The sequence below is a fragment of the Paenibacillus baekrokdamisoli genome (genome assembly GCF_003945345.1).
GTDB lineage: Bacteria > Bacillota > Bacilli > Paenibacillales > Paenibacillaceae > Paenibacillus_Z > Paenibacillus_Z baekrokdamisoli.
The window spans coordinates 4,658,005-4,679,913 of record NZ_AP019308.1; the positions used below are offsets into that span (position 1 = coordinate 4,658,005).

The window sequence follows — 21,909 nt, forward strand, 5'->3', positions numbered from 1 at the left end:
CCACCACTGGTGAAACTCACCACACCGTTCTCAGCGGTATATGAAAGTGAAACTCACTACTCCGTTCTCAGCGGTATATGAAGGTGAAACTCACCACACCGTTCTCAGCGGTAAATGAAGGTGAAACTCACCACTCCGTTCTCAGCGGTAAATGAAGGTGAAACTTACTACACCGCTATTGTCTGTCGTATATGAATACTTCGCTACTTCCGGGAATCTGCTGATTAAGGCGTACCAATCATTTGCCCCCTGAGCATTCTTGTAGGTTCTTTTCAGCGTGATGGTAGAGGCTTGCACTTGAATGGCTGCTATGACACGCGCTTCAAACTCACTCGCGCTGGCAACGGTCAGGCCATTGTATACAAAATAGTTACTCGCGCTGGCAAGCGCTTTAGGCAGATCATCGGACCAAATATGATCACGCTCTAATTCCTCATCCGTTACGTTGAAATAGCCATAGGCTAATCGTCCATCCACATCGGGTACTGGATCATCCCAGGTTACATCCAAATTGTAATAGCTGCCGCCAATTTTCACTTTATTCCATGCATGTGCGATTCCTTTAGCTGTACCTGTAACGATATGCGTCTCAATGCCCGCCATACTCAGCAGCAGCTTGGCGGAATAAGCATAGCCCTGACATACAGCAATCCCTTTAAACAGGGCACCATAGATCGTATAAGAATCATCCGGAATTGTGCCGTTCTTATAATTCTCGTAATCATAGGCAAGATGAAGCAGCAGATAGTTATGAATAGCAAGCTCGCGGTCATACTCACTCATTCCCGGCTTGATGATTGCCCCTAAGATCGACTTGGCTTTCTCATAGATCTGCTTCGAACGTGCATCCATGATGACGATCGGAAGATTCTGATTTAATTCGAATGCATGCATGAGGTCGTATTCATTATTTACATAGTATGTTCCATATTTCTCATAGATTCGGTTCACAAGTACAATGGCCTGCTCGCGTGTCGTCGTTGTCTTGGGCATGAACCATATTTGATCCTTGAATGCGCTGCCCTTCATCAGTTGGCTTCCATTCAGTATTTTTATTGCATCACGGGACCAAGAGGATATTTGCTTATCGTCAGCGAATCTAGGCACATCCCCTAAATCAGCTTCTAGCTTGTTCGCAAGGCCGGCCTTCTTCAAGGTGTTATATAACATGAGCGCCAGCTGTTCACGGTTTACTTCTGTATTCGGAGAGAAGGTGGTCGAGCTCGTGCCCTTCACAATTCCAAGCTCATAGGCTTGAAGAACACGGTAATTATTCATATCCCGAAACGGATTCTTTCCTGGAGCTACCGCCTTCCGATTCGTAAGCACCTCGTAGAGCTGAATCGCCATCTCGCCGAATTGTGCGCGTGTCAACGCAAGCTGATACTGGATATTGAGCTCTGTTGGAACCAGCAAGCGATCCCAAGCCTCACTTACATCTTCTTTTGCCCAGCTGCTGGGCTGATCGGATTGTGCAAATGACGGAGTCGGACAAGAATTGCTAATGAGAAGTGCAGTTATGGCAGCGAATAGCGCCTTCTTGGCAAGTACTTTCATCTGTGCAGTTAATCCTCCTACAATCTATCAATCTATCTCTATACGTACAGAAATCTCCTTTCTAATACTAGCACAAAAATGCACGAAATTTACATTATTTTGAATAGATTCTGCTAAATAAGAAGAAAAGGCTGACGCTGCCCTCTGGTAGCGACGCAAGTTTCTTCCACAAAAATATCAGAAAAGGATAGGCGAATGCGGCATGGAAGTCTGAAATTTCAATAAAGCGCCCCTCGTTGTCAAGGGACAATGAGGGACGCTTCTTCTAACCAAACCTAATATTCAGGCTAGCCAGCCATTCTTCTCTGCAATACTGATTGCATCAATTCGATTCTTGGCCTCCAGCTTCTGTATCGCCTCAGACAAATAGTTGCGCACCGTTCCAGCAGAGAGGAATAACTGCTTGGCAATATCACCCGCAGCAAGTCCTTCCGCAGCCAGCTTAAGCACCTCGCGCTCCCGCTCACTGAGCGGATTCTCTGCTTCCCAGAAGGTCATCGCAAGCTCTGGACTGACCGCTCGTCCACCTGCATATACATTTCGCAAGGCGGCTCCAAGCTCATCAATTGGGGAATCCTTCAGCAAAAACCCACGTACACCAGCCTTCATCGCACGCTGGAAGTATCCCGCTCGCGAGAAGGTGGTCAGGATAACGACATAGCAGGAATGCCGTATTTCCTTCAGCTTCTCTGCAACGTCCAGCCCCGTCATCTTCGGCATCTCAATATCCATGACGACGATATCCGGTACCAATTCCTGAATCATCTGCAGAGCCTGCTCCCCATTCTCTGCTTGCCCGATAACCTCAATATCATCTTCCAAATCAAGCAATGCACTTAACGCTCCGCGAAGCATCCCTTGATCTTCGGCTACAATTACTTTCATACAATCATCTCACCTCCACCTCTCCCACTGACTTATTCACTAGAGGTACGGTAAACAAAAGTCGCGTCCCTTTATTCATGGCTGAGTCGAATACAAGCTCTCCTTCGACCAACTTCAACCGATCCCTCATTCCCTTGAGCCCATTGCAAGTGGAAGGCGATGAACTTGCAGACTGCGCAGGGTTATATACCGTATCTGTACCCTTTCCGTCATCTGTTACGAACAGCTTCAGAATACCAGGTTGTTCCACAAGTTCAATCGAGCATGTCCGTGCCCGACTATGCTTGACGACATTCGTTACCGATTCCCTCAGGCACATGCCGAGTATATTATCGATTAAAGGGGAAGGAATAACGTGGTTAGAATCCCCTTTCGCATCTAATACAATGCCAGCTGCCGCCAAAATCTGTTTGGCATGAACGATTTCATCACGAATCGTAACGGCATTCATCCCAGATACCAGCTCTCTAACCTGTTTTAGTGCAGAACGTGAGGTTTGTTGAATATCTCTCACTTCTTGAATCGCACGCTCTGGGTTACGAAGCACCAGCTTCTCCGCTAGCTCGCTCTTGAGTGTAATAAGCGAAAGTGTGTGGCCAAGCGTATCATGCAAATCCCGAGATATCCGCTGTCTTTCCTCGTTCTTGGATAACCGGGAAATTTCTTCATTCGCTAGGTTCAGTCTTTCCCTCAGATCCTTTGATCGTTGTCCAATTCGCAAAGCAATTGGCAGCACAAGCATAATGAGCACCGCTGGAATGAGCTGGATTAACGCATGGCTATCTAGGTACAGCTTGGATTCCCACCCTACCGAAATAAATAAGGCCACCATTGCCATCATGGAGATAACCATCTGTTTCTTGCTTCGGAGCATGCCTATAATAGGAGACGGATAAAAGCCGAAATATAAATAGGAAACATCGTATTTAAGACAGAATATAAAAATGATAATGATCAGGCCCAAAACACAATAAAACCGCCCCTGCAGTCGTCTGAAGCTATAGAGATACATAGCAACGAATACCGCAAGCAGCGCCAAACCCTCCACAATCTGATCAATCGGTTGATCAAAAAAGGTATACAAAGGAAATACCAAATAAATAAGCCATATGAATGAAAAAATGGAGGGCGGACCCGAAGGTCGACCCCCGTACTCTTTTTCCATGCTTACACCGCTTCCTGCTTTTTAAGGATATACGATGATAATACCATAAATACAACGACGTAAGCAGCTAGGATACCGATGCTGCTCCAGTCAATAGCTACACCCGCAATGATGTTCCAAGCGCCATGCCCCAGCTGGTAGGTAGGCGTGAATTTAGAAATGCTTTGCATGGTGGAGGACATGCTCTCTACTGGCATCCAAAGTCCGCCAAGTATAGAAAGCCCCATATAGAGAACTGTACTGATTACCTGTACAGCGTCCGTGTTCTTCATCGCACCAACAAGCGTGCCCAGTGCCATGAATGACATGCCGCCGATCCAAATCCACAGTCCGCTCTCGATCCACACTGATACGGGCAAGCTAATTTGTTTGCCGAGTCCACCAATAACGAACATCATGATCACGATAAATAGGTTGATGATTCCCTGCGCTGCTACTTTAGAAACGACGTACGCCCATGATGGTAGAGGCGTTATACGGAGCAATCTAATCCAGCCCTGGGAGCGTTCTCGAGATATTCGGATGCTGAAGGTTGAGAAGCTTGCACCAATGATGCCGTAGCAGGTCATTGACATGAGGTAATAAGAGGACCAGTTCACACCGCCTACTTTTGCATCGTTTCCTACCGTGCTTGTGAATAAGAAGAAGAAGGCAACAGGCATAATAATGGAAAAAATAACGAACCGCTTATTCCTTGCCGTCCTCAGCAATTCCGCCTTACATTGTGCCAACGTCGCTTTAACTGTATTCATTGGGATCATCTCCTGAATTTGTATTAGTCGTTTAAATCAGCAGCATGCGTGCTGTTATTATTATTATTTAGTTTGATGGACCAAAGCTTGGAAAGCATCCTCCAGCCCGCCGCTTTGGATCTCAATATCGCGCATTTCGAAGCGCTTCTCAATAAGAGCTACAATTAGCTGGTCCGTATTGCTGCTCGATAGCTTCACCTTGCGGCCGCTCCACTCGATATCCGTAACACAAGGAAGTGCAAGCAGCTTCTCTGTTGTAACCGACTCACCCGCTATAAAGGAAATGATGCGGCCCGTTGTGTTCGCTTTAATTTCACTTGGCGTTCCATCTGCAATCAGTTTGCCGTTATTAATCACGACGATACGGTCTGCCACACTGTCCGCTTCGTCCAGATAATGTGTCGTCAGCACAATGGTGCGTCCTCTTCCGGCCATAGCGCGAACCGTATCCCAGAACAGCTGGCGCGAGGTAACATCCATGCCCACAGTCGGCTCATCTAGGAAAATCACCTCCGGATCTCCCGCTAACGCAAGGGCGAAGCCGAGTCGGCGCTGCTGACCACCGGATAGTGATGATGCAATCTTATCCTTCTCGTTCTCCAGATTAGACACTTTAAGCAAGTAATCCAGCGTCAGCGGTTTCTCATAATAGCTGCGAAACAGGTTAATACTCTCCGATACCTTCAAGCCATCGATTACGCTGACATCCTGCAGCATGGCGCCAATTCGATTACGCACCTTTTGCTCTCTAGGGTCGCCTCCGAGCAGCTTCACCGTTCCTTTGGTTGGCTGCTGTAAGCCGAGGATCATGGAAACCGTGGTTGTTTTGCCTGCTCCATTGGGTCCTAGCAAAGCAACGACCGTTCCTTCTTGAATGGTGAGTGATAAGTTATCTACCGCTGGTTTGCCTTTGAAGATTTTACTGACGCCGGTTAGTTGAATCGCTGTTTTCATATTGGAATCTCTCCTATTCATTCTTATCCTTCTTGTATGTGCATCATCGAAGTTTATGTCATCGTTGTCGTCGTTGTCGTTGTTGTTGTTTGATCTGTAATCATCTTACCGAATACAAGAGCATCTCGGAATTCATGAATGTAATGTCTTTCACATGACAAATGTCATACTTTCGATTCAGCTTCCTTCACAAGTGACAACAAGAGGCTGCTAGGCCAAAATTCATAAAGGCATTCTTGAAATCCGTTTCTCTCGATTTTGGGCTCAGCGGTTCATTTAGGAGCCCCTCCATAAACTTGAGTAGATCCACCTAAATGAGGTGAATAAGAATGGATTAACGGGAGAAATTCCCGCTATGACGAAAAACAGACGAAAGCAGCCCCTATAACAGGAGCTTTTCCCGTTAATCTTGCTGAGCGGACTGTGGAACCGCTATTCAGATCAAAACACGACTCCAAACAAGTTCAGCGGACACAGGTTCCGCTATCAACTAAAATCTAGCTGATTTCAGATGATTTGCTGGAGAATAGCGTCTTCTCTGTCCTTTAATCCCCCTACATGCAGCGATTGGACTGAAATAAGAGCTCTCCTGTCCGCTCAGCATTTGATTACCTTCGTCGTCAACCACTAGTTTTGGTGTTGAGATCTTTATTCAAACATCCATTTTTATTAATATACAATCCCCCCTATCAGGACTTGCATAAAGTAGATGATAGACGGGAAGATGAGCAGCCGGCATCGAGCTGCGCTCCTTATCCTGTACTAACATCTTCATAAGGGAGGATTTGCAGATGGCTGTTAGCAGAGAGCAGGTTAAGAAACTTTACGGAAAACAGGTCTATATTTTGAAGAAAGATGGTTCGAAGGTTTCCGGGAAGCTGGTTCGTATCCAGGGGAACCGCTTGGTTATTGCACAGGAAAAAGGCAAGAACGTGAAAACGAAAGCGATTATTCCTCTGGTGCTTTTTGATTTATTGGCAATTGGCACAGAACGTGAACGTTTTGGATTTGATCGATTTGATCGTTTTGATCGTTTTGACCGATTTGATCGATTTGACCGATTTGGCGAATTCGGAGAGCCATTCTTTTTCTAAAAAAATAGCGGCTATCATCCCAGGCAAGAAGCTAGGGATGACAGCCATTTCATTTTTATGAGAGATTCAGTCAAAGGTATGCGAGGATGATGTTCACCACAGCCCGGTATAATCAAAATACATAAATCAAATCATGGCTGAATGGCTGATTCAATTACATTAATTGGCGGATTCTATATTTGGGAAAATCAATCGGAAGGAGTATGTTCTTGTCCTCCGACATAGTCTGATTCTTTGGCCGATTAGGTTAGGTTTATTTCTCTGATCAAAATTTCAACTTTGATACATAGCGATCAACATACTTCTGTAGTTGTTTGTTGTATTCGTTATCATGTTGTCTGTTCCAAACGCTATCTCTTTTTGTTTTAAGTAAGGAGTTATCCCCTCTCACTGTCGAAACTGTTTTCCGACAGTTAAGACCTGAAAAAAGTAAACCCCGCGCAGCGGCGGGGAATGGATCGGCCAAACAATGGCAGATATTTACGGTAGTTAGTCCCTATGATCATCGGATAACTGCCAGTCATACTGATTTAGGAACAAAGCAACCTTTGCTAATATTTGATTTCAATGAACGACATCTTTATGTCTGGATTTAGACGGGTAATGAGCAAGGCTTAGCTCTACTTGTTCCCGTAGCTGGATTTGCTCGGCTTCGTTCTCTCCCACCCACTCATTGATCGGTGCGTAGTACGCCAAAGTGGAGATTATCTTTAAAAGATCAATTATTGTTTCAGTTTTAATAGTATTGTCCCAACCAATAACCTCTTCTAGTTATCAGTTGATTTGATTATGAGCCACTGTCTAGCTTCTTCGCCTTTAAGAATTATAGGATGTTCTGGAGTGCCTATATTAACACTTTTTATGAAAGACTCCTCTATTCCTCGAATTCCTGCTAAATTAGTTCCTTTTAATAATACTCCTTCAAACGTCAATCATACTCAGGAGGGTCTGGAGCTCTTCCATCATTTTTTAAAGGAAGTAGAGGCAAATGTGGGACAGCCACCTACGATTATTTTCGAGGCTACGAGCCATTACCACGTACCTGTTACCCAGTTTTTAGAGGAACACCATTACTTGTATGTGGTCATAAATCCGATCTTATCCTATCAAGCTAAAAAGTCATCCACCTTACAAGGTGAAGACGGATGCCATTGATGCTATACTTTATGCGAGTTTTATTACAAAGAAGAATTCGAACCCTTTAAGAAAAGAGGAGTTTCAGTTATTAAATCTTCGGAATTTAATCAGACAACATGACTCTATAACGGGTTTCTATGTACAGATCAAACTGCAGCTCTAGAATCAGTGAGGCCGCAAATAACTTGCTTTTTATCTGTGAACTCCTTTTCCTATCGAATTTTTATGAAACATCAAATATCTTTCTTCCTGCATCGGTTTAGCAATCCCGTCTGCATTTTAACTCAAATTCTCCTGAATCATTTCAGCCATGACCGTATCACCCATGCATCGAAATGCAACGTGAAAAAACAGGTCAATCATGGTAGTATCTGACCATAATCGACCTATTTGACTTAACAACATTGCGTTATTTAGGTAATACTTTTTCTAGCATATTGATTGGAATAAGCCTTCTTAGTTTAAGTGTATCTGTCTAGTTTATTAGTGTATGGTTAGTCGGTTGTAGAGTGCGATCCTGATTTTAAAATATAAAACTGTTTTAAAATTCAAAGATTGATTTCGGATTTTTGTAGCACCAGTCTGGATCGTATGGTAATGATTTTAATTTCTGCATATCTTCCCAGCGATAAACCCAATCATAATCCGCAACCCAAAAGTAATCATCTGGATTCATTCTAAGGTATTCATGAACAAATCGATAGATTATTTCTTCAGCTCCGTATACTTCTTCCATAGTCCCTACCCGATACAATTCACGATCTGAATTCAATTCAAGATCATCATAGTCACTGAAGTATATACTTGGATTCTCTTTAGCTTTTACATATAAGATAAACTGGTAATTATTCTTTTCACTATTATACGAATGATCGAGGATATTCAACGTTGTAGAAGAAAATCGACCTTCTTCGAGATTTTTATAATTATCGAAGATAAGCTTAGCATCAGAACGAAATGCAGCAACTATTGTATCTGCCAAGAATTTTTCCGGAGAATATTTTTCTGTCAAAATAAAAGCAGAAGTTCCCATACTACTTTAGTACCCCCTTTAACTCATCCAATGAGTTGACAATAGTTACACCTTGTGCCTTAATATCTTCCAGCATTTTATAGCGGGAGTTTATTACACGGTAGCGGGGTAGAACGTCATCATTGCCCAATGGGACCATGATCCCGCGCGCTAAACTGTTCACCCTCTACTTGTAGAAACATGAGACAACGATCTCGAATAACAAGCGAAGCTATGACACTACAAGAAGGACTAGGGACTGTCGGCAAAATATCACGAGAAGGTCATACAGGAATGAATTCAGTAATCGGACTGGATATAGCAAGGGAAAGTCTAAGTCAAGGACTGGTCGTCACCAGATTTCTTTCGTACATCGTAATCATCGCTGCAAGGGTCAGTTAGGTTGCGGACAAAGTGCTCTTTACTTTGTCTGCCTATACTCTCATAGTCGCGCAGTCCTATTTAAAAGTTGCGATTCACGATCTTCTCACCGTCTCTATCGCCGCAGGTCATTCTACAGTTGCGATTGGATTTGAAAAAAAACGAAAGAAAACGAAGATAACGAAAAACAGATCAATCATGGTGGTATCTGACCATAATCGACCTGTTTTTTATGTAACGCTAAAGCGTTATTTAGGTTATTCTTTTTAGAGCATTAATGTGCGTACAAACAAAATGAAAGAATAGATAACTTAGGTTAACTCAATTAACTTTGGATCATTATAACACCAATTTGGATCATACGGTAAAGATTTTAATTTTTGCATATCCTCCCAACTGTAAACCCAATCATAATCTGCAACCCAAAAGTAATCATCGGGATTTAATCTAAGGTATTCGTAAATAAAGCTAAAAATCAATTCTTGGACACCATAGATATCTTCAATATGCCCGACTTGACATAGCAATAAATTTGTATCTAAACCTAAATCCTCGTGATAGTAAAAATCAACACTTGAACTATTAATACTATGAACATAAAAAATAAATGAAAGGTCGCTTTTCTCCGCAAATGATTTATTATTAATGTTCAGTGTAGTATACGAAAATCCTCCATCCTCCGAATAATTTTTATTGTTATGGAAATAGAGAGTAGCATCCGCATGAAAGACTGCGACTATAGTATCCGCTAACAATCTCTCAGGAGAATATTTCTCTTTTTTCGTTAAAATAACAGCTGGAGTCCCCATTTTATTTTAATACCTCCTTAAGTTCATCTAAAGAATTAACAATAATAACACCTTTAGATTTGATGGCTTCTATTTTTTTTACATCGTTTGGATGTAAGTTTGTCAATGGCTTATCAATATACAAAATAACTTTCTTCTGATCCGGGTTAAAATAGTCGGTATGGTTTGCATTTACGTATTTATCAAACTGTTCAACATCCGTTACGGCCTTTAGTGATTTCTTAACTTCAATAATTTCATCTTTAGTTACTACGTCTAAATCACCAGCCGGGCTATTATCCGCCCTTTGAATTTTCTGCCCAAATCCTGTTACTTCCTTATTTTCTCTGACAATGGAAGCCACTTTAGCTTCGGTAGCTTTACCTGGGTCTGTACTATTTAAACTATTATCAATATCACGATTAATATTTTTAGGATGCTGATCAACCCAAGTAAGTTCATTTCCAGCTGGGTTCGTATATTTAGTTTTGTTTCCGTCCTTAACTATATTACCAACGCTCTTAGGATCACCCGTCCCCTTAGAAGACCCACTCTCTATCGGCCTTACGCCTGTCTCGAATGCCCGATTCACTTCAAGAGCATGCGCTAGTCGCGGCCCTCCTGCACTGACTTCCTCGATGAGCTTTCTGGCCTTCTCGCCGAGTTTAGCCATTAGTACAGCACCTTCTTCTGCAAAGGTTGCCACGACAGCCACCGCTTCGAAGGCTTTTGTCAAATCCCGTCCGAACTGTTGGCTCTCGCTATAGCTTGTTTTGCCTGCCAGCACTTTCATGTAGTTATCCGCAATATGTTGGAAAGGGGTTACGAATTGTTCGGCAAGTCCACTTCCAATCGCCTGCGTAATATCTTTTAGCGTAATTGATTTATTGGCGATGCCTTTGGCCAGATCATACAGCTGCGGCACTGTGTTTGTTATCAAATAGTAGATGTTCGTACTTTGAAATAAATCGATACCATCATCAACGAGTTGAGAAACAACTCCATCTGCCACACCGACTGCAATAGCCGCACCCTTCATAAACCCGGAATTGGCTTCCTCGGCAGAGGCTGCCCACTCTACCTTTCTCCCCATGTTAATGTCAATTCTAGCTGCTTTCAGGAGATCATCGGTTATTTTCCCATCTACATTGATTTTCAAACCACCTATGGCTTCATAGGTTGTATTATTTTTTATGATATATTGATATTGTCCAACCGCTATTAGGAATTCTTTATTATACGTTCCCGTTACTTCTCCATTATAGAAGTTCATCTTTTTCAGGCTTTCTTGCATGGAGGTAATGTCTTCTTTGGATACTTCTCTATTATACTGCTCTATCGTATCTTTAAACATCTTATCCTGACGCAGCTTCTTCCAATCCGTCTTGAAGAAGTTCGGCTCCAGCTTACGGATGTCCAGTGTTGCTCCTTGATCTATCTTGTCCACAGCGGACCAGTAAAGGTCAAGTGCTTTACCGGCATCAACCTGCTTGATAGCAGTCAACATTTGCTCGCGAAGATCAAATACCTCTTGGTTCTTGACGTCAATCGTAAAACGAGGTAATACATAATCTCCAAGTTCCCCGCCAGTTGCCTGATTCATTTTGTTCAAAATATTGTTGATTTGGCTTGTCTTCTCCGTAATCGAACTCGCGTAGGGAGAATACTGACCATGTGTCGATGCTGTGACATCCCAGTTGGATTGTTTCATTTGATATAATTGCGACAATTGATCACTTAATCCATTTACTCCATCGGATGCATTCGGGTAGAGGTTATATGCAGATAATCCAGCCCTCTCAGCGGTACGTATATCACTTGTCAGGAGAGATCGGCGATCATTCAGCATCACTTCATAGTCCTTATTGCCTTTATAGACCCACTCACCAATTCTCAGCCGAACAGACTCACTATTCAATTCATCCAACTGTGAATCCAGCTTGGTACTGAGCGTGCCGCCTTTTCCTATCGCATTATTCAAATTCGTCGTGGCCATCGTCATCTTCGCTTGGTTGGCTTCCAGCGCACCTTGCCAGAATTGCACTTTAGCCTGAAGAATTGCTTTATTCCAATTGTCTAGCTTCGTTATTTTGTCTGCATCCGCATTAGCACCCAGATTGCTCTTAGCAACGATTTTCATATTGGCCAACCGACCATCCGGCGCCTGTAGGTTCTCCATAAGATCCCACTCACGCTTCTTAAGCGTATAAAGAAAATCATCTGCTTTGGCTTGGGTGACATCCGAATTCCGCCGAATATTAAGCGTAGCGCCCTGAGAGCGCAAACTCTGCAAATAATCAATCGCCTGAATAGCATCATCATATTGGCCTGTCTTTAAATATCCATTCAATTGATTCCTTGCATCTAGGAATGTAGTATTCAACTTATCAACTGCAGTTTCGCCTATGATTCCAGCAACACTCTTATTCTCTTCTTGAAGGCTCTTGTACACCTGCTTCTTCGCCAAAATTTCAGTACTTGATGCACCCGCATCCACACTATTCCAGTACGATTGTTTGGCATCCATAATCTGAGTATTAACTGTATTAACTAAAGTGTTCTTGAAATCCATACTGATTTGCGCTGAACGAAGCTGGTTATACAACTTCTCTCGATCGACCGCAACTTGCTGTTGATTTCCCGGAGAGGCAGCTGTTGAAAGGGAAACTTCTTTCCAATACTCGATGTCCTTTGATTTAATCTGGTTAACTATACTAGAGAGTGCCGTTCTATTGACATTCGCTACGAGACCCTGGAAAGCTCCAGCATTCTTCTTTATTACATCGGCCTCAGCTAACACTCTACTTGCCGCTTCCGGGCTGTTATCCAATAGGTTGCTGCCCCACTCCGCCAGCTTGGTGATGATGGCTTTACTAACCTCATCAACCTTATAGGATTCTCCAGAGAGCGAAGAACCATCTTGTATCGCTTGCTTCATACCATTCTGAGCCGCAATCATAGCTTCGGAGTTCAAGCTGATTCGTGCATTATAGTAATCGGTCTTGTTCTTGAGGAATAATTGATTCTGTTTCTCTAAATTCGCTATTGCAGCGGTTTGATTATTTACATACTTATTACCCCGCAGCTTATTTGCCGCAGCAACGGCTGCATCCATAGCCGTTGTACTCATATTAGCGTATGCGTTCCACCAGTTTTTCTTTTCTTGGAAAAGCTGACTCTCATCAAAGAGTTTCTGCTGCAAAAGCTTGCCATATTCGGTATCGATCGCTCTTGATGCATCTGTCTCGACAGCCTTATGTAATCTTAGCTCCTCACCTTGCTTTTCATAAATAGCCATTTGATCGGTTTGATCGTTCAGTCTCGCTAGCCACCAGTTCTTCTTTGTGGTTACAAGATCCTGATTCAATTTATTTTGAATGACTTCGGCTTCCTGCTTCTTTTTTTCTGCAGCGGCTTGACTCTCCTTATTCTGTCTGGCAATCTCAGCCTGTTTGTCTGTATTCTGCTTCGCCAGTAGCTTAGCGGAGTACTCTGCATCCAGCTTAGAAGAAGCATCGGTGTCTTGTGCACCTTGTGCCCGAAGAGCTTCCCCCCGCTTCGAAGCCGCATTCATACCGACTTGGTCATCCTTTAATCTGGACTCCCACCAATTTTGCTTGGAGGCTAACAAATCCGAGTTGAGCTGATTTTGTTTGAGGTTCTTGAATTTGGCTGTGTAGTCTGCATCCAGTGAACGAGTAGCATCGGTTTCTTGAGCACCTTGACTTCGAAGCGCATCCCCCAGCTTCGATGCTGCATCCATCGCTGACTGGTCGTTTCGGACTTTGGCGTCCCACCATTGATTCTTGGCACTGTATAGTTGACTGTTAAGCTCGGCCTGTGATGGCTTATTATACGTAGGCTGTGACTGTGAGGATGTTCCTCCTGAAGATGTTGTGCCTCCGCTGGCTGTACCAGTGCCAACAGTACTACCAGACCCTGTTGCAGCACCACCTTTTGAAGGACTGGAAGCATTTTGTTTCTGAGCGGCAGCAGCTTTAGCTGCTGCCTCGGCGGCTTTAGCTGCTGCCTCGGCGGCTTTAGCTGCTGCCTCGGCGGCTTTAGCTGCTGCCTCGGCGGCTTCCCTAGCCTGTTTCTCACGCACCAGTTCAGCTAGCCGCTGGGTGTTAATGAGTGGAGGTGTTGAAGTCGTGCTGGTTGACGGCTTAGTTGGTGCACTTTTGGTACCAGATGTACCGATAGCAGCTCCAACGCTAACACCCACAGGCGGGGATTTCGGAATATTAACCCATACCATCTCGCAATCCCTCTCCTTACAATTAAATTCATTTATATGAAAATATTGTAGTTTAAAGAGTCGAAAATTGTCAATTACTAGTCATAAGGGAGGAATATACCACAAAACCAATAACTATTAGTCCAACCATCATTACCCTTATAACCCCAAGTCATCCCGCACGTCACGTCTGCTCAAACTCATTATTATTTACTCCCTATATACCGATGATAAAAGCGCAGCATTTCGAGCGAAGGATAAACGATATCGCATTCGCTCCCTAACCTGCTGGATGAATAAGAAGGTGAAGGAAGCTCCATAATAATGTTGAAATAACAATCTTCTATTGCATACTTCGGCAGCAGATTTGCTTTACACGGAGGTAACAGCAGCTCTAAAGGTGTCTGTCGGAGATATATTAATGTATTCCCAAAGAAAAGCAATCATTGGAACTTGCTTTCCAGTTACAATGCGTGTATAATAATATCTTGTATCAAGTGTAACCTCTGGTTTTTTCCTCATATTGGGTTTGGATTACCTCAAAATCCACCACAAACTTCTTTTTCCTTTTAAACACGGCTGCTTTAAGGAACACGGATTCATACTGGCGCGGTCGAGGAACCGCAAGGACGATTGAGAGGTTAGGGCTTTCGTTGCTTTCGTGCATTATTTATGAGAGTAGGAAGACATTAGCGGTTACGCTTCTTATACATGGCGGCGCAGGCTCACAGCGTACGCAGAATTAAATAGAAACGCAATCAGACCCCCGCTTCTTTTGAAGTGGGGGTCGTCCAATTTCTGACGAGAAAAAGGTCTTGCCCCCGATCCTGCGTCTGGTTCGCAGACCTGCGGGTAAGACCCCTTCTTTGTTTATGGCATTAAGGATAGACAGGCATCGCGAGGGATAAGTAATCGGAGAGATGAGCCAGCTGGCATTCTACGCTGACCAGGTATATTGAGGGCATCGACGATTAGCGAAATCCCTCTGGCTTCGACGGTGTAACGAAGAAGTGCACCCAGCACAACGCTGTCAGTTGCAGTCGCTTCAACGATATAAGCACGACTGAACTGCTCCACACTCAGCTCGGAGGAAGTACCTTCTCCCAATCCGCTGCTTATCGATGAACCACCCCGAATGTCTAGAATCTGTATGGCTTCCGGGCGGATGGCATAAGCTACGGATGGTGATCTCTCATACATAGAAGAGGATCTACCAGCAGCGGCGGCAGCGATTTCTTCCCTCGCAATCCCCGCCTTTGCTGCGCCGCTTACTGGCGGGGGTAGGTCGGAGCCATCGATTAGCGATGCCATTTCGCTGCCTGATAGCACATTGTAGTTACCGATAAACTTTGCTACAAAGGTTGTAAGCGGCCTTGCATAAACCTCTTCTGGTGTTCCGACCTGCTCGATCCGCCCTTCATGCATGACACATATGCGATCGGACAGTGTAAGTGCCTCCTCCTGATCATGCGTGACGAAGATAGTCGTCATGCCAAGCTCCCGCTGAATGCGTCGAATCTCCGCGCGCAAATGCTTGCGGATCTTCGCATCCAGCGCGCTGAGCGGCTCATCCATCAGCATCAGCTTCGGCTGAATGGCTAGCGAACGTGCAAGCGCAACGCGCTGCTGCTGACCGCCGGATAGCTGATGCGGATAAGAGGTGCTTTTGTCCGTCATATCAATAAGCTCCAGCATCTTCATTGTACGCTGCGTAATTTCCTTACGCGGCAGCCGCTGCATAACTAAGCCGAAGGCAATATTATCGTATACCGTCATATTGGGGAATAATGCATAGGATTGGAACACCATTCCGACCTGCCTGCGTTTCGGTTCCAGCTGAGCAAGGTCTTGGCCATCCAGATGAACGTCGCCCTCCTCGTAATCGGTAAGCCCAGCAATACAGCGCAGCAGCGTGCTTTTGCCACAACCGCTTGGTCCTAGAAGCGTCACGAGTTCCCCTTCCTTAACCTGCAAGGAGAGCTGATCCAGAACCGGCTTGCTTCCATCCACATCACGTGAACCGCTAAAATATTTGGTTACCTTGTTAATCTCCACATAGCTGTTCATCATCCTAGCTTCCTCCCTTCTTGCGCATTCATCGCTGAAGCCGCTCCTCCCATAATAGCCGGGCCTTCCACTTGTGCGGGTGCAGCGAACATTCGCTTACTGAGCTGGAGCATGACACCCGACACAATCAATACGAGCACAAAATAGGTAAAAGCAACCGCGCTAGATAAATGACCGCTTTCGGACTGTCTTCGGTACAAATAGAGCTGAACGGTTTCGTAATGGCCGCCTACAAGTAGATTGGCCAGAACGAACTCACCCAGCAGAACGGCAAACGACAAGAGCATCGATACCGTGAGGCCGGGCAATAAATTCGGCAGCAGCACATAACGATAAGCTCGCCAGCGGTTAGCGCCCAGAAGCGTTGCCGCTTCCAGCAGCGCACCCGCTTGAAAGGCCTGCAAGCTCCCGCGCACACCCTGATACATATAAGGCATGATCGCAATTACATAGGCGGCGGATAATAACCAGACCGTGCCCGAGATCGGCAGCGGTCCAGAGGAATATAATCGAAGCAAGCCGACAGCTGCCACGACACCTGGAATAGCGTAAGGAAGCAGCGCCAAGAAGCTAAGCACCTTCTGCCAGCGCGGGAACTCCAGCGATATAATCATGACCGCCGGTGTGATCACGGCCGCTCCAAGAATGAGGCTGAAGCCGCATACGAATAAAGACCGGAGAAATGATTCGCCGAACCGTGCATCCTGCAGTAAATCAGCGAACCAATGCAAGGTCCATGACTCCGGAAGAATGGTCGTCTGCCAGGTTCCTGCAAGCGCATAGAGCAGCGTAGCCAGCATCGGGACGAACAGATAGATGAGCATAATCGCCAGTACGGCGTGATAGAAACGGAACCTTCGATTACGCCGCTTTCGTTGCTTCACTTTCACGGTCATCGCACTCCTCTCTTGGTTCACGCCAAATCTTTACGAACGCGTCGCATGAACCATTGACTTAGCGACATAGCTATAAGCATGATCAGGCCGAGCAGCACGGCCAGCGCACTACCGAGCTGCGGCCTCGTGATGACATCTCCGGAAACAAGTGCGCCAATACGAACAGCCAGTAAGTTAAAGTTGCTGCCAACGAGCGCGTAAGCCGTTGCATAAGCACCCATCGCGTTGGCAAACAGAATGACGAAGGTTCCTGCAATCCCCGGTGCTAATATGGGCAGCGCTATCCGCCGCCAATACGCAAAGGAACCTGCCCCAAGGAGGGAAGCCGCTTCGCGCCAACGCTCCTGAACGCCATAATAAACAGGATAGAGCAGCAGCGTTGCAAGCGGAACTTGAAAATATACATATACAAGTACAAGCCCCGTCCATGAATATAAGTTAATGGTGAGCACGTCGAGCCCCCACGACTTTAGGAGCAGCGTGAATACCCCGTTATTTCCGAGCAATATAATGTAGGCAAAAGCAAGCGGAACACCAGCAAAGTTAGAGGTCATATTGGAGAGGGTCAGCAGTCGATCCCGCGCACGTTCGGGCAGCCTCGTTAGCGAATAAGCAGTAAATAGGGCTGCGATTAGGCCGAGGATGCTGGAGCCGAGCGCGATATAGAGGCTATTTTGAATCGCCTTCATATAAAAAGGACTCGTTAATGCTGTTACATATTGCGAGAGAGAATAATGCGTTTCATCGTCGGATAGTAAACTGGTCATGATCATATAAAAGAGCGGGAGCAGTTCGAAGCCGATTACGATAAGCGCAAAAGGCACAAGCGCCAGCACGATGAACCTAAAGCGGAACCTGCGGCCGCGCTGCTTCAATGGAACCGATCGCTTTTGCTTCATTCTTTTGGCCTCCCTTTCCAAATGGGGACTGTTCACAGAAGAAAAGGGACGGGGTGATAACCCCCGCCCCAGATGATGGGTTATGGCTTAGTTGATATGAACAAGAACTTTATCCTGCCACAATTGCGGGAGTGTCTTGACTGTTTCTTCCCACACCTTGTAGTCGCCAACTGGCTTCGCATTCTTGTACTCTTTGCTGTCAATGAGCTTGGCGGCTACATCGTCTGGCAGCTTCACGTTGTCACGAATCGGACGGGCAAAGCCTTTTGCTAGATTGATCTGGCCTTTATCGCTCAAAATATACTCACGAGTCAGCTTCGCTGCGTTCGGATGCGGTGCATATTTGTTAATGATCGTTGCATAACCGCTCACGACACTGCCCTCGGACGGAATAACAACCTCGAATTGATCATGATTAATTTGCTCGCGATAGCCAAGTGCATTGAAGTCCCACAGAAGGGCAACCGGGATTTCACCCTTTTCGATATTCGCGACCGACATCTCTATATTGCTGATACGGTTATTTTTGGCAAGCTTCTCGAAGAAATCGATGCCCGGCTGAATTTTACTCTCGTCGCCGCCCATCGCTATTGCAGCTGCGAGCACTCCCATTTGCGCTTGTGCAGCTTTTGTAACATCGCCAACTACAATTTTGTAGTCGCCTTTGAGCAGATCATCCCAGCTTGTTGGTATATTCTTGACGAGCTTCTTGTTCACTAGAAAGCTGATCGTCCCTTGGTAACCAACAACCCAATTCCCATCTTTATCCTTCGCCCAGTCCGGAACATCACCCCAGGTCGTTGGTTTATAAGGCTGCGCTACACCTTTCTCTACAGCAACAGGAGCAAAAGCAATCCCAACATCGCCGATATCTGCTGTCGGTTTATCCTTCTCTGCATCGAATTTCGCAAGTTCTTCTGCACTCGACATGTCTGTATCTGTATGCTTCAATCCGTAGGCGCTTGATACATCCGCCCAGGTATCCTTCCAATTCGCCCAAGAGTCCGGCATGCCTACACTAACAATTTCGCCCTCGGTTTTTGCCGCTTTCTCTAGATCCGCGACCGAAATTTCTGGCGCTGCTTTTTCGCCTGTATTCGTAGTGTTCGTTTTCTCTGCCTTCGTGCAGGCTGCCAAGCTTAAAGCCATTCCCCCAATAACAAGCAGGCTTACCCCTTTGCTCCACATTTTACGCATGGTTCCAAGCTCCTTCCCCATTCGGGTTTTTGTTTGGATGATGGTTCTTGATGGACTCGCACCTCATTGACTGTAACCAAATGATGTTTTCCAAAGGTCAAGGTGATATATAATATTTGTAAAAATAGAAAAAAAGACCCTTTTGTCTATGGGAAATACAGCTGTAGACTGTAACGATAGGTAATAAATTTGACCGCGTATCCAAGGAAAAGAGCAGTCCAAAACTATAAACATAGTTTTGGACTGCTCTTTGTTTGATGTAACGATCGTTTTCCTTGGAATAAATACAGAGTTATGCATCAACGTGTTAACGTATAGGTTAGCCCCTCAGTCACCTTACCTGTTGGTGCTGTATGCTTGAAAGTGAATGTATTCCCTTCCCTTTTCACGAATTGGAGACCCTCTCTAGGTGGCATGAATGGACTTTTTCCCCATTTTTCAAAAAATTCTTGATCTTCCTTGGACAGAAGTTCCTTGTATAAGATCACAGGAGTATCGAGCTTCGGATCAATAAGCAGTAAGGTTTGTGATTCGTACGGCCGGATGAGCAGAATGCCATCCTTTACAGAAGCATATTCAACCGTATAGTCTTCGTCCAGACCTCCGAGCTTCTTCAGATCATACTTCTTCTCCACCGTACCATTCGAACGTACTAACAGTAGATCAGAGCCATTCAGCATGACGGTCAAGCCATCTGCTTCCGCAATACTTTCCACCGAACTTCCCCCGTAATACGCAACCTGCGACTCTCTGACAAGCTTCCCATTATAAATATACAGCTTATAAATATCATTACCATAACTCGGTTCGCCGTGGTTATGGTTGACTTGCAAGACAACCGAATGAACATCCGCATGAGTGACAGACATGTTAGCATATTGATAAGCTCTTACAGCAGATCGGCCAATGTTATGAGGCATCTCGGAGCCGATAGCCGTATATACGAAACCATTATCTCTCCGTACCCAGTACCAGCTCTTAGGATCACCGGATACTACGTTAAGGATGGAATAGGAAACCGCCAAGGAGTTATCCTTATACATCTTTATACTGCCACCGACCCAATTGACCAGATCGCGAATCGGCAAGCTTAAGCTGCCATTCTTCAGGATCAAAGCTGCCGACATCTTGTGCCGTTTCCCATTCAGCAAAGCCGTTCTGGTGTTAATCTTCCAGCTCAATGTCCTGTTCGGACCACTTACATTCAAATTACCGGACTTCTGATCAAAGGACCATACCAGATCCCGAAACATAGCAGCAGCTTCTTTATAAGACAAATAGGTCGTCCCGTTGTTGATATAAAAGTCCATGTTGGTATGCTTCGTGTCAAATACCCAAATGTCAGGTGAAATCTCAACTGCCGGTACAGTCTCTGTTGTCGTGATAGCCGGGGACGCCGGAATAGAAGCCTGCGCATTTGCTTGTCCACCATATATCCCTAGTAAAAGACTAATTGCAAGTGCTGCTAACAGTGTTCTGTTTGTTCGTTTATCATCTCGCGTCTTCATAGGCTCATAATCTCTCCCTTGTTTTTGTCTCTATCCAGACGCGAAATTATGTAAAAATGTTCCATCTGAATATCCACAAGGGCTTATATATTATCGGGATCGTTTATTTCATCCGAATAATGGCGTGGCCGCACTGCTGATACAGGCCTATCTCTTCACAACCTCACGTTATTACCTTACGCTTCCGCTCCAAGCTAATCCATATCAGCCCCGCCGCCATGAAGACGGTTCCCGCCAGCTGCCAGCCTGTGATGCTTTCGTCGAAGAAGAGATATCCCGCCGCAACGGCTGCTGCTGGGACCACATAGCGGAAGAAGTTCGCTCTTGCCGCGCCAATTTTGTACATACACGCATTCCATACGACAAACGCGAACACCGTGCAAATCAGTACATTATAAGCAATCGCTGAATAATGGGAGACCGTTAGTGCACTCCAATCCACTTTACTCCATGATCCTAGAGTCAGAGGGAACATAAACAACACGCCGAAGAAAATATACCACGTGCTTACCCGAAGCGCCGAGTACTGTTTCATGAGCGGCATAGTCGCCAAATTAAACAAGGCACCGATAATACTTACACCGAAGGCCAGTAAGTTCCCGATCATATTGCTGGAGGAGAGATTGAATCCTTCACTACCCCCAAGAATAATGAAGCAGACACCGAACATCGCAGCTGCGCCCCCTACAATAAGACGCGGGGAAATGCTTTCCCGTACAAATAACGGTCCAAAGAGGGCAGCGAATATCGGCCAAGGCGCAACGTTCAATAACGATGCATTCGCCAGCGTCGTATATTTAATTGAGTACATGACTGCGATTTCAAGCGTTGTAATGCCTATAAGACCGATGGCGGCAAGCTGCAGTGCTGTTCGCAGCGGAATGCCTACGCTCCCTTCCTTCCACCGAAGAATGAGGAAGAAGAACGGTACAGCAATTCCAAATCGCAAGAAAGAGAATAATACCGGGTCAAACGTATCCATCGCAAGCCGGGATACCCCAAAGTTCGCCCCCCAAATAACCGAGACCAAAGCGAGTCCGAGGTAATAGATCCATTTTCTATCCATATACGTCCATATCTCCATTCCAAACTGCTAAATGAGTATTATTTATTGTAAAATAAACCCTCGAGGAACAGTGTGCAGGATTTCACAGGTAAACACAATCCTTTTCTTACTTCACAGCAGCCTGCGACTCGGATCGCACCCAAAAGCGTGTATCACATCACATATTCACGGGCATTTTCTTGCATTTATCACTTTTCCCGTTTCCCGACATTGAGCTGCCTATAAGAGAAGGAATATAATAGAGAAGTGTTTGACGCAAACTATACTTATTCTTACGAAGTGTTTTACTTCGTAAAACTTTAGCTTATGCTTAC

Annotated in this window: 15 protein-coding genes and 1 pseudogene; 2 read left to right on the forward strand and 14 right to left on the reverse strand. The window is 45.2% G+C overall.

Features of this window, described 5'->3' with window-relative positions:
* Positions 1–141: 141 nt before the first annotated feature.
* From EKN16_RS20470 to EKN16_RS20490, 5 genes are all read right to left on the reverse strand, one after another.
* Positions 142–1,557 (reverse strand): transglutaminase domain-containing protein, encoded by a 1,416-nt coding sequence (locus EKN16_RS20470; protein ID WP_125661464.1) that lies wholly within the window; start codon positions 1,555–1,557, stop codon positions 142–144.
* A gap of 282 nt (positions 1,558–1,839) precedes the next feature.
* Positions 1,840–2,442 carry a response regulator transcription factor gene (locus tag EKN16_RS20475; RefSeq protein WP_125661467.1) on the reverse strand — a complete coding sequence of 201 codons (603 nt, stop codon included), beginning with the start codon at positions 2,440–2,442 and terminating at the stop codon, positions 1,840–1,842.
* A gap of 4 nt (positions 2,443–2,446) precedes the next feature.
* Positions 2,447–3,607: a sensor histidine kinase gene (locus EKN16_RS20480; protein ID WP_125661470.1), complete on the reverse strand. Its 1,161-nt coding sequence runs from the start codon at positions 3,605–3,607 to the stop codon at positions 2,447–2,449.
* 2 nt (positions 3,608–3,609) lie between these two features.
* Positions 3,610–4,359 (reverse strand): ABC transporter permease, encoded by a 750-nt coding sequence (locus EKN16_RS20485; protein WP_232015880.1) that lies wholly within the window; start codon positions 4,357–4,359, stop codon positions 3,610–3,612.
* A gap of 63 nt (positions 4,360–4,422) precedes the next feature.
* Positions 4,423–5,313 (reverse strand): ABC transporter ATP-binding protein, encoded by an 891-nt coding sequence (locus EKN16_RS20490; protein WP_125661476.1) that lies wholly within the window; start codon positions 5,311–5,313, stop codon positions 4,423–4,425.
* A 785-nt stretch (positions 5,314–6,098) separates the two neighbouring features.
* Between EKN16_RS20490 and EKN16_RS20495 the strand changes: the two genes are divergently transcribed.
* Positions 6,099–6,407 carry a hypothetical protein gene (locus tag EKN16_RS20495; protein ID WP_232015882.1) on the forward strand — a complete coding sequence of 103 codons (309 nt, stop codon included), beginning with the start codon at positions 6,099–6,101 and terminating at the stop codon, positions 6,405–6,407.
* Positions 6,408–7,331: 924 nt separating this feature from the next.
* Positions 7,332–7,701 (forward strand): annotated as a pseudogene (locus EKN16_RS33800) (IS110 family transposase); the annotation flags it as partial.
* A 384-nt stretch (positions 7,702–8,085) separates the two neighbouring features.
* On the opposite strand, the gene EKN16_RS20510 reads toward EKN16_RS33800, so the two are convergent.
* The 9 genes from EKN16_RS20510 to EKN16_RS20550 form a co-directional block, all read right to left on the reverse strand.
* Positions 8,086–8,577 (reverse strand): hypothetical protein, encoded by a 492-nt coding sequence (locus EKN16_RS20510; RefSeq protein ID WP_125661484.1) that lies wholly within the window; start codon positions 8,575–8,577, stop codon positions 8,086–8,088.
* Between the two features lie 671 nt (positions 8,578–9,248).
* Entirely contained in the window at positions 9,249–9,746 is a 498-nt protein-coding gene (locus EKN16_RS20515; RefSeq protein WP_125661488.1) for a hypothetical protein, read from the reverse strand.
* 1 nt (position 9,747) lies between these two features.
* Positions 9,748–13,983, reverse strand: a complete 4,236-nt coding sequence (locus EKN16_RS32720; RefSeq protein WP_197719101.1) for a hypothetical protein — start codon at positions 13,981–13,983, stop codon at positions 9,748–9,750.
* 849 nt (positions 13,984–14,832) lie between these two features.
* Entirely contained in the window at positions 14,833–16,032 is a 1,200-nt protein-coding gene (locus EKN16_RS20525) for an ABC transporter ATP-binding protein (RefSeq protein ID WP_311545807.1), read from the reverse strand.
* Positions 16,029–16,919 (reverse strand): ABC transporter permease, encoded by an 891-nt coding sequence (locus EKN16_RS20530; RefSeq protein WP_232015884.1) that lies wholly within the window; start codon positions 16,917–16,919, stop codon positions 16,029–16,031. The genes EKN16_RS20525 and EKN16_RS20530 overlap by 4 nt, the downstream gene beginning before the upstream one ends.
* A 23-nt stretch (positions 16,920–16,942) precedes the next feature.
* The gene (locus EKN16_RS20535; RefSeq protein ID WP_125661491.1) at positions 16,943–17,824 is read right to left on the reverse strand and encodes an ABC transporter permease; all 882 of its coding nucleotides are present in this window, start codon (positions 17,822–17,824) and stop codon (positions 16,943–16,945) included.
* Positions 17,825–17,911: 87 nt separating this feature from the next.
* Positions 17,912–19,021 carry an ABC transporter substrate-binding protein gene (locus EKN16_RS20540; protein ID WP_125661494.1) on the reverse strand — a complete coding sequence of 370 codons (1,110 nt, stop codon included), beginning with the start codon at positions 19,019–19,021 and terminating at the stop codon, positions 17,912–17,914.
* 299 nt (positions 19,022–19,320) lie between these two features.
* Entirely contained in the window at positions 19,321–20,529 is a 1,209-nt protein-coding gene (locus EKN16_RS20545) for a stalk domain-containing protein (RefSeq protein WP_125661497.1), read from the reverse strand.
* Positions 20,530–20,692: 163 nt separating this feature from the next.
* Positions 20,693–21,595 (reverse strand): DMT family transporter, encoded by a 903-nt coding sequence (locus EKN16_RS20550; RefSeq protein ID WP_125661500.1) that lies wholly within the window; start codon positions 21,593–21,595, stop codon positions 20,693–20,695.
* Between the last annotated feature and the right edge of the window lie 314 nt (positions 21,596–21,909).